General features: G+C 34.8%; 11 protein-coding genes and 1 pseudogene. 6 read left to right on the plus strand and 6 right to left on the minus strand.

Going from position 1 to position 8601, the window contains the following annotated elements; all coding sequences use genetic code 11:
• Together ACODS7_RS16635 and ACODS7_RS16640 are read right to left on the minus strand one after the other, a co-directional pair.
• Positions 1 to 1347, minus strand: a complete 1347-nt coding sequence (locus tag ACODS7_RS16635; protein ID WP_042969147.1) for a phosphoribosyltransferase family protein — start codon at positions 1345 to 1347, stop codon at positions 1 to 3.
• The gene (locus tag ACODS7_RS16640; RefSeq protein ID WP_029443523.1) at positions 1292 to 2395 is read right to left on the minus strand and encodes an HpcH/HpaI aldolase/citrate lyase family protein; all 1104 of its coding nucleotides are present in this window, start codon (positions 2393 to 2395) and stop codon (positions 1292 to 1294) included. Before ACODS7_RS16640 ends, ACODS7_RS16635 begins: the two co-directional genes overlap by 56 nt.
• Before the next feature lie 162 nt (positions 2396 to 2557).
• On the opposite strand from ACODS7_RS16640, the gene ACODS7_RS16645 reads away from it, so the two are divergent.
• Complete coding sequence (locus tag ACODS7_RS16645) at positions 2558 to 3037, plus strand: GNAT family N-acetyltransferase (RefSeq protein WP_029443522.1); 480 nt, start codon at positions 2558 to 2560, stop codon at positions 3035 to 3037.
• Between the two features lie 23 nt (positions 3038 to 3060).
• Here the strand turns inward: ACODS7_RS16645 and ACODS7_RS16650 are convergent, their stop codons facing one another.
• Positions 3061 to 3552 (minus strand): phosphatidylglycerophosphatase A family protein, encoded by a 492-nt coding sequence (locus ACODS7_RS16650; protein WP_016079852.1) that lies wholly within the window; start codon positions 3550 to 3552, stop codon positions 3061 to 3063.
• Positions 3553 to 3672: 120 nt separating this feature from the next.
• Between ACODS7_RS16650 and yutH the strand changes: the two genes are divergently transcribed.
• Complete coding sequence (yutH, locus tag ACODS7_RS16655; protein WP_016079853.1) at positions 3673 to 4674, plus strand: spore coat putative kinase YutH; 1002 nt, start codon at positions 3673 to 3675, stop codon at positions 4672 to 4674.
• Between the two features lie 61 nt (positions 4675 to 4735).
• On the opposite strand, the gene ACODS7_RS16660 is transcribed toward yutH, so the two are convergent.
• Positions 4736 to 4951 (minus strand): hypothetical protein, encoded by a 216-nt coding sequence (locus ACODS7_RS16660; protein ID WP_001125507.1) that lies wholly within the window; start codon positions 4949 to 4951, stop codon positions 4736 to 4738.
• A 195-nt stretch (positions 4952 to 5146) separates the two neighbouring features.
• Positions 5147 to 5383 carry a NifU family protein gene (locus ACODS7_RS16665; RefSeq protein WP_000431159.1) on the minus strand — a complete coding sequence of 79 codons (237 nt, stop codon included), beginning with the start codon at positions 5381 to 5383 and terminating at the stop codon, positions 5147 to 5149.
• 195 nt (positions 5384 to 5578) lie between these two features.
• On the opposite strand from ACODS7_RS16665, the gene ACODS7_RS16670 reads away from it, so the two are divergent.
• The 4 genes from ACODS7_RS16670 to ACODS7_RS16685 all read left to right on the plus strand — a co-directional run bounded on the left by ACODS7_RS16670 (position 5579) and on the right by ACODS7_RS16685 (position 8292).
• Entirely contained in the window at positions 5579 to 5887 is a 309-nt protein-coding gene (locus tag ACODS7_RS16670; RefSeq protein WP_000248590.1) for a YuzD family protein, read from the plus strand.
• A gap of 52 nt (positions 5888 to 5939) precedes the next feature.
• Positions 5940 to 6734 carry a nucleotidyltransferase domain-containing protein gene (locus ACODS7_RS16675; RefSeq protein ID WP_029443521.1) on the plus strand — a complete coding sequence of 265 codons (795 nt, stop codon included), beginning with the start codon at positions 5940 to 5942 and terminating at the stop codon, positions 6732 to 6734.
• Between the two features lie 98 nt (positions 6735 to 6832).
• Positions 6833 to 7510 carry a CPBP family intramembrane glutamic endopeptidase gene (locus ACODS7_RS16680; protein ID WP_029443520.1) on the plus strand — a complete coding sequence of 226 codons (678 nt, stop codon included), beginning with the start codon at positions 6833 to 6835 and terminating at the stop codon, positions 7508 to 7510.
• Positions 7511 to 7623: 113 nt separating this feature from the next.
• Complete coding sequence (locus ACODS7_RS16685; RefSeq protein WP_029443519.1) at positions 7624 to 8292, plus strand: hypothetical protein; 669 nt, start codon at positions 7624 to 7626, stop codon at positions 8290 to 8292.
• Positions 8293 to 8342: 50 nt separating this feature from the next.
• Here the strand turns inward: ACODS7_RS16685 and ACODS7_RS16690 are convergent.
• A pseudogene (locus ACODS7_RS16690) lies at positions 8343 to 8549 on the minus strand (DUF4304 domain-containing protein); the annotation flags it as partial.
• Between the last annotated feature and the right edge of the window lie 52 nt (positions 8550 to 8601).

The raw sequence follows: 8601 nt of genomic DNA on the forward strand, positions 1-8601 counted from the left end.
TCAACCTTCCTTTTCTATGCTATTTGAAAATGAGACGATATGAATAAAGGGAATAACTGTTTGTAACTGCTGTAGAAGTGGAGATAGGGCTTCTTCTCCTAAATCACGTTCAATAAAAACAAATACTTCATCGTAATCATAAGGTGAAATATTATAGAAGTAATTTGTAATAGTAGAATCTTCAGGACTTGGATATGAGAAATGATTATGAATGGCGTAGTTCACATCATTTGAAACAGGATGGATAGGGCTTCGTGTTGTAGATTGATATAAAATATTTTCGCCCATTTCAGCAGCAATTTTCATTGGGATATACATAAATTCACCCGTTCCGAGACAAAGTGTTCGTTTTCCAATTCTTTCTCTATTTAAAGTTCTTCCTGCTTCTTGAGCGAAAGAATGAATGTGCTTTTGTTCATATGCTGAAATGCCGAATCGCCCAGTATATTTTATATAATTTGATGTATAGGGTGATGTTGGGCAGGTAAGGGTATGCTTTTTGAAATCAGGTTTTGTTTCTTTAATTTGAATATCTGTTTTTGCAATATTTAATGGTTGGCCAGTTGTATGAATACTGCCTTCTAATAAAGAAATAACATGAATCTTAATTTGAAGTTCTTCTTCTAATTGTTTAAATTGTTTTCTATTAGTATGAGAACGCCAGTCTAATAAAGAAGCAATTATATATTCTTCTCTTGGGAATTTATTTTGAATAGATCTAATAATATTTAATGCTGTTTTTCCTGTTGTCATCTCATCATCTACGAGAACAATTGGATTGTTGTTTTGAAAAAAACTTTCATCTACATAACAACGGTGCGATGTTGCATGAGAATGTTCTTCCTCAAATGTAATGACAGATTCTAGGTTGGGTATCGATTCCCTAGTTGTATGCACATACTTTGCATTTTGAAAGCATTGAAACATAGAATGACCAAGTGCTGTCGCTGTTTCAGCGAATCCGATGAACAAAACTTCTTCTTGCAGAGGATATTGATAACGAGATACTTCCTCTGGGATTTCATCAATTTCTAATGAAATGAGATTTAAAATTTCTTTTTGAAATGGATGAGAAGTATTATGTAGCATTTCCATATATCTTGCAGCGAGAGCAAATCCACTTGATAGAGAGACTGCAGGTTTAATAGGAAGATGCTTTCCAAGGATTGTACTCACAAATAAAAAACTACGTTTCTTATTTATTCTCGCAGCCATTTGAAACAGATTGTCTAGCGCTAAGTTATATGGATTATCACGTACTTCTACATGAACTTGTATATTATTTAAAACGTTATACGTGTTGCTTTGCGTTTGTAATAAGGAGATCGGTAAATTGTTTGTTTTCATGTAGCACCCCGTAAATATTAGATTTTAAAATGGTCTTGCGAGCCCAGCCATAATGTGGCTTTACTTCATTCATTTTGTTAGAAAAACTACTTTTTAGCACTCCATTATACGTATCTGCATTTTGTAAAATTGATCTCGCATCTAAATAATCTTCCATTGTGACAATATGCATTGCCTGTACAACTTTAATATGAGATGGGTGAATAACTGTCTTACCAATTAAGCCATTTGCATGGTCGAGTGATACCTCTTGGATGAGCCCTTCTTCATAATCATTAGAAAAATATTCCCATACACATCCTGAAATAATATATTCATTTGTTGCCCTTGAGAAAACGTTAATAATGTCCGAAATACAATCACGAACAACAGTAATATGATAGATAGGTGTGTATTTATTACGCCGAATACTAAATATACTTGAAAAGTCAGTAGCACCAATACGTACATTTAAGATGTGATCACGATAGGAATCTAGTAAATCCTTTATTTGTAATAATGATTCTATCCGTGTTTCTTTATACATAATTTCTGGTGATTCTAAAATCGGCATTCCATAAAGTGATAATGAGTATAACTCGTTTATATATGCAAGCTGATCGATATAAGCTTTTCCATTAATCGGTGTGAATTTTGGAAAGACAAAACCACATAAACAATGAACAGCACTACCTAATTCAGTAACAATTGTCTTCATTTGACTTGGCTGTCGAACTCTAATAAAAACAAGTGGGATGTTTGCTTGATTTAGTATGTTGGCACTGACTAAGTTGGCGATTTGCTGTATTTGAACGACGATGTTTTGCTCTGCAAGTTTTACTTCCTCATCGCTGATAGCGTCTTCTAGACAAAGAATAATTGAGGTAGCATCCACATGTTTCTTTCTAATTATATCTTCCGCAATCGTTTCTTTCGTGCCAGGAGTATATAGTGTAGCGCCTAGTGCGTAAGCTAGTTGTTCTTTCCCTATATTTTTTGAAAAACTAAGAGGTTCTTTATAGAAAAAATTTTGCCGTTCTTCTAAGGAGAGGTAAGAAAAGTAATTCACATTGTCACCACCTTATTCGTAATGATTCTGTTTAATCGTAACATAATAAGAAAAATATTCCATTAAAATGAAGCGATAAATTAAAAAAACATATTGAGAAAGATGAATTATAAGATGAATATCGAATATTGTTAATAGAAATATAATAGGGGGAAAGAGAAAGTGGATATACATAAGTTAACAGAGGAAGAAGCAAATGAGATAAATATGTGGGCGTACGAGGAACCATATAATTTATATAGTTTTTCAGGCGAGAAAGAAGTAATAAAAGAATTATTAGATGGAACTTATTATGGCTGTTGTGACGATCAAGGAGAGTTCATCGGCTATTTTTGTTTTGGAGAAAATGCACAAGTACCAGGTGGAAGAGATGCTAATTTATATGGTGGAGAAGATGTGATTGATATCGGACTTGGTATGAAGCCGGCGTTAACTGGGAAAGGAATGGGGAAAGAATTTTTCCAAGCTGGAATAGCGTTTGCTGCTAAGGAATTTAATTCGAAAATGTTTCGATTAAGTGTAGCAACATTTAATACAAGAGCAATTACGCTATATAAAAATATCGGATTTAAGCAAGGGCCTATTTTTTCGAGTCGTGGAAGAGAATTTATGCTTATGGAATACGAAAGGCCGTCAGCATGAAACTGACGGCCTAGAAAACATTATTACTCTGAGTGCTCAGATCGGTGCGCTAAACGGCTTGATGCAGCGGCAGCGATTCCGCCAACGATATCATCAAGGAACGTGTGCACCTTTCCAGTTGATTTATCATTTAAGTATTCTAAAATACCAGGTTTTAATTTATCGATATATCCAAAGTTCGTGAAACCGATAGAGCCGTATACGTTCACGATAGAAAGTGCGATAACTTCATCAATTCCGTATAAGCCTTCATCACGTTTTACGATATCTTGTAACGGCGCACTTAGCATTCCCTTTTCAGCAAGGACATCAAGTTCGATACCAGTAATCAGTGCGTTTTGTACTTCACGTTTTGATAGTACACGTTCTACATTGTAACGGCATTCTGACATCTCTAAATTTGGATGATATTTTTTTTGAAGAAAATGAACAAGTTCAGCAATATCGTCAATTGTTACACCGCGTTCTTGTAATAGTTGTAATGCTCTTTCTTGTAGTTGATTTGATTCTTTCATGTTTATCACCTTTTTTTCTTTTTAGTATTTGTATACGTTTCGTTGCTTTATCATGTGCATAGGAATGAAAGGCGAGCACAAGCTCATATATATATAGAAAAACCATAGGTGGCGACTGCGATGATTCATCATATTTATGAGCATTATCACATGCATGTTAAAGAATTAATCCCCCTTGGCCCCTATAAAAGCTTTTGGATTCGCAACAAAATTTATGTACTTGTTCCAATTGGAGAAATGGAGGAAGAAGTACTTGTAGAGATGAAAAAGCTCAGTGATTATATGAACCAGCAAGGGGATATAACTGTAGCGACTTTCGTTCCGACTATACACGGCTACTATGTAAGTGAGATAGAAGAACAAAATTACTGCTTATTAAAAGGTATGCGCACGTTAGAACGACATGCTATGTCATTAGGAAGTGAGCTTTCTATATTCCATAAACGAGGTGCATTCTTTCCAGAAGAAATTGAGCAATTAAGCCGTATTGGTGAATGGAAAGCGTTATGGGAAAAAAGGCTCGATCAATTAGAAAAGTTTTGGCAATCACAAGTGATGAACCACCCTTCAGATGTATTCGATCAATTGTTTATTGAATCCTTCCCGTATTACTTAGGAGTTGCAGAAAATGCAATTCAATATGTTGTCGATACAGAAATGGATGATACGCCGCAACTAACGGATGCAGCAACAATTTGCCAAGAACGATTCACACCTTTATTATGGCATCAAACGAAGCGGCTCAAACTTCCTTTTGATTGGGTGTATGATCACCCGAGTCGAGATATTGCAGAATGGATCCGCCATATGATGATAGAAAAAAAGAAAGACTGGGAGCAAACAATTGTTCAATTTGTTACAGATTATGAACGTAATTATTCGCTATCCTCATTTGGTTGGCGCTTATTATTTGCAAGGCTCCTGTTCCCGCTTCACTATTTTGAAACGGTCGAACGATATTACCAAACTGGAAACGAAGAACAAAAAAGCATATATAGAGATCGCTTAGAAGCCATTTTACATGATGTGAACCGCTCAGAGCAATTTATGAAGCATTTTTATGGCTCACTTCGTTTACCAGTAGATAAGCTTGGGATTAGAAAATTAGATTGGTTATCTTAAAAATATAAAAAAGAGACCGAGTGAGGTCTCTTTTTTATATACCACAATTTTATGTAATACATTATGCCCCTACCTGCTGATCTGTACATATATTTAAAACGAATTGATGCCTTTCGAGCTTTTCATTTACTTTACCTAATAATTCTTGCTGGATTTCTTTAAATAAAAATTGATAGCTTGTATTCCATGTTGGTATAACGGATGAAAGGCCTAATAAATACTCTTTTTTCTTTTCTAGTTCTTGAATTGTTACAAAAGTGTTCCCCATTTTTGGCATCTGTCGTCCCCCTATGTTTTTTTACTGTATATGTGTGAACGATTCACTATATAGTATTAATTATCGCATTTTTTGAGAGGGATTTCCAATTTTGTTTTATGATGTTAAAGCGGAATAGTTATGTGAATAAAAAAAGAGACCGAAATTGGTCTCTTTTTAGGAAGCGGCTCTGAACGAGCCGCTTCCGCTTTTAGATTAAAATACTTGTTCTACTTCGATAACGCCTGGTACTTCTTCAAGTAACGCGCGCTCGATACCAGCTTTTAGTGTGATTGTAGAACTTGGGCAGCTTCCGCATGCACCCATAAGGCGTAGTTTTACGATACCTTCTTCAATGTCTACTAATTCAACGTCTCCGCCATCGCGAAGTAAGAATGGACGTAATTTATCTAATACTTCTAATACTTGTTCTTGCATATGTGGGTTTTCCATTTTTATCGACTCCTTTCATCAGTTTTATTATAATCAAGATAGAGGGGAAAATCTATTTTTTCTCTTCTTGTTTTATTGTCGAAATATTGTATCGTGTTTTTTCAGTATAGGGGTATGGAATAAGTTTGTAAAATGATGTGCTTATGTAATAAGACATCTGAATATACTGTTGAAACAAGAGGCGGGGGAGAAGAAATGGTTAATGTTCAAGTGTATGGGACGAAAGTAATTTGTGCGAGCTGCGTCGGAATGCCATCTTCAACAGAAACGTTTGAATGGTTGCAAGCGGCAATTGGTCGTAAATATGAAGGACAAGAAAATAAATTTAATTTCGAGTATATTGATTTCCAAGAAGAACAAGAAGATGAAGATAAGAAAGCATTCGCAGAGCGCGTAGTGGAAGAAGATTTATTTTATCCGGTCGTTCTTGTAAATGGAGAAATTGTTGGAGAAGGAAATCCTCGTTTGAAGGATGTTTACGAAGAAATCGAGAAATATTTATAAAACAAGAAGTCTTTGCGAATTTGCAAAGGCTTTTTTTATTGGAGGGATAGATGTGAAAAATGGAGTGAAGCATGCGTTACCAATGGAAGTACAACAGTTAATGGAGCGGTACACAGTAGAATTAAAAGAAATTTTTTTGGATGAAAAAATAGTTGGGGTATATATTTACGGATCCATCGCACTAGGTGCATTTCATAAGGAAACGAGCGATGTTGATTTTGTTACAGTGATAAATGATTCCGTGAATAGAGCTGAAAAACAGCAGCTTGTGGAACTACATAAGAAACTTAGTGATAATACGCTAGGTAAAAGAATGGACGGTATGTATATTCCGCTTGCTGACTTAGGGAAATACAATGATGAAATGAACGAGTACGTGTATTGTGCAGAAGGAAAAGCGGACATTGGTTATTGGGATATTAATGCGGTCACATGGTGGACGTTGAAAAATCAAGGCATTACAGTTACCGGAAAAGAAGCAGAAGATCTTCCGCTGCAAATACAATGGAATGATGTAGTAAATACGATGAAATACAACGTAGAACAGTACTGGAGTGAAAAAGCGAAGAAGCCATATTTATTTTTTGTAGAAGAGTGGGTAGAATCAGCTGTCGTTACGATGGGACGTATTTTATATACACTAGATCATAAAACAATCGTTTCAAAAGATAGAGGATTGCAATACTTGTTAGAATGTTCAGCGGAGGAATGGGAGCTCTTATTAAAAGAAGTAGCGAGAATACGGGAGAATTCAAAAGAAAAGAGAATGCTCTCAAGGTGGAGAAGGGCAGATATGACGAAGAGGTACTTACTGCATTTAATTGAGACGTGTAGAGAGAAATGGTAGGGAAGAAAATGGACAATACAGTGGGGTGTATTGTCTTTTTTTACGTTGAATTTGGTATATAATGGTTTAAAAGGTTTAATTATACTGGAGGGGATATAATGGAAACGGAATTAGTTACATATAAAGAAAAGAATGTAAAAATGAGTATGCTACAGGTAATCAGTATGATAGTAATTATTTTTGGGGTAATGTATGGAATTGGTTATTTGAACTTTTTATATGACTTCTCATTATATCCGTGGTATGTAAATCATCTCATTTCACCTTTTACATTTTTTATAATTATTTTAATATATGCACCAGCGAGAAATTACTGTTTACATTTAATAAAATCATTACAATTCAATAATCTTAAACATTATGTAACGATAGTAATAACAACGATTGTAATGCTTATGTATCTTGCGGTATTAAATGTAGTTTTACCACATGGGCTTGGTGTGGATGAATCTAATATAGTAATAGAACCTACTACAAGTGAAATCATTCTATACGTAGTTGTGCTCACAACTTTTGCGCCTATTTGGGAGGAAATTGTATTTCGAGGTATGTTTTTTATGAAATTATCTCAGCGCTTCTCTACACTTAGTAGTGCTGCTATAAGTGCTTTCATATTTACTTTAGGGCACCCCCTTACAGTAGGGAGTATTTTATATATTTTTGGTATGGGCATATGTTTAGCATACACATATAAGAAAACGAAGAATTTACTCGTTCCAATTGGGATTCATTTATTAAATAATTCGTTTTATTTATTAGTAAATTTTCAACTATAAAAAGACGCCTTTTAAAAAGGAAGTCTTTTTTATTTTGTAGTAGATAGAAAAGTATTTACAAGTATTGTGTAGAGGAAAGATAATAGAAAAAAATATGCGCATGGGGGAAGATGATGAGTAAATATAAATTACATATAGATAAAGAACAACTATGGAAAGGCTGCATTTTAAATGCGATTGCCCATGCAATTAATGTAGCGCATTGTCCAGATTTCTCACATGAAAGTTCATGGGATGGATTTAACTATAGTATGCAAGATAGCCAAGGCGGACAAGGGACAATTACGTTTCATCCGAATTACACGATTGTATGTCTTCAAGATGTGAATAGCGAGAGAATTGATGAGTGGATTGATGCGAAAAATTATTTTGAAGGGGCACCTTCGGAAGTAATAGATATTGCGAAAGAAGAAGCACTTCAATACGTATTAGAAGAAGTAGAAGGCGAAACAGTTCCTTTTATTACAACTGCATTTTGGATTGAGGATAGCGGTGCGTATTCAATTGATTCATTTGAAGAGATGGAAGAGCACGGCGGATTCTTATTAGAAATTCCATTACTTGATACAGAATCAGCAATAGAAAGACTGGAAGAAGAGTATGAACTGACAGAGGAACAAATAGAGCTTTTACAACTCGTGTATAAGAAAAAAATCCAAAGTCCAAATGAGGAAATTAAGTTGTCTAAAGAAGAAATAGCAATGATTGGAACGGAAGATAGCGAAGGATTGGAAGTTAGTAAGGACTCATTTGAAGAAATGAATATTACTTGGGAGTTGTAGGATAGGATATAAAATTGTGATAAAGCACTAGTAGAAAGCACAATGTGAAATCACATTGCACTTTCTACTAGCTTTTTCATATACATATCAACTTCATGAAAGAATACAGGCTCTTTTTCCTCGGTATTCAGATGCACGGCGCAATGTAAATATTGCTGTAAGTAGCGAGTAGCTTGTTCGTACTGTTTTAATTTGTAGAAAGAAAAACAAGTAAGAAGTAGAAACGCTTTTTCTCGTAATATTGGAACGACAGCCATGCCCATCAACTTAAGGATAGACACAATATTAACTTTTGTTCATTTGAACTAA

The sequence above is a fragment of the Bacillus sp. FG16 genome, assembly GCF_057809515.1.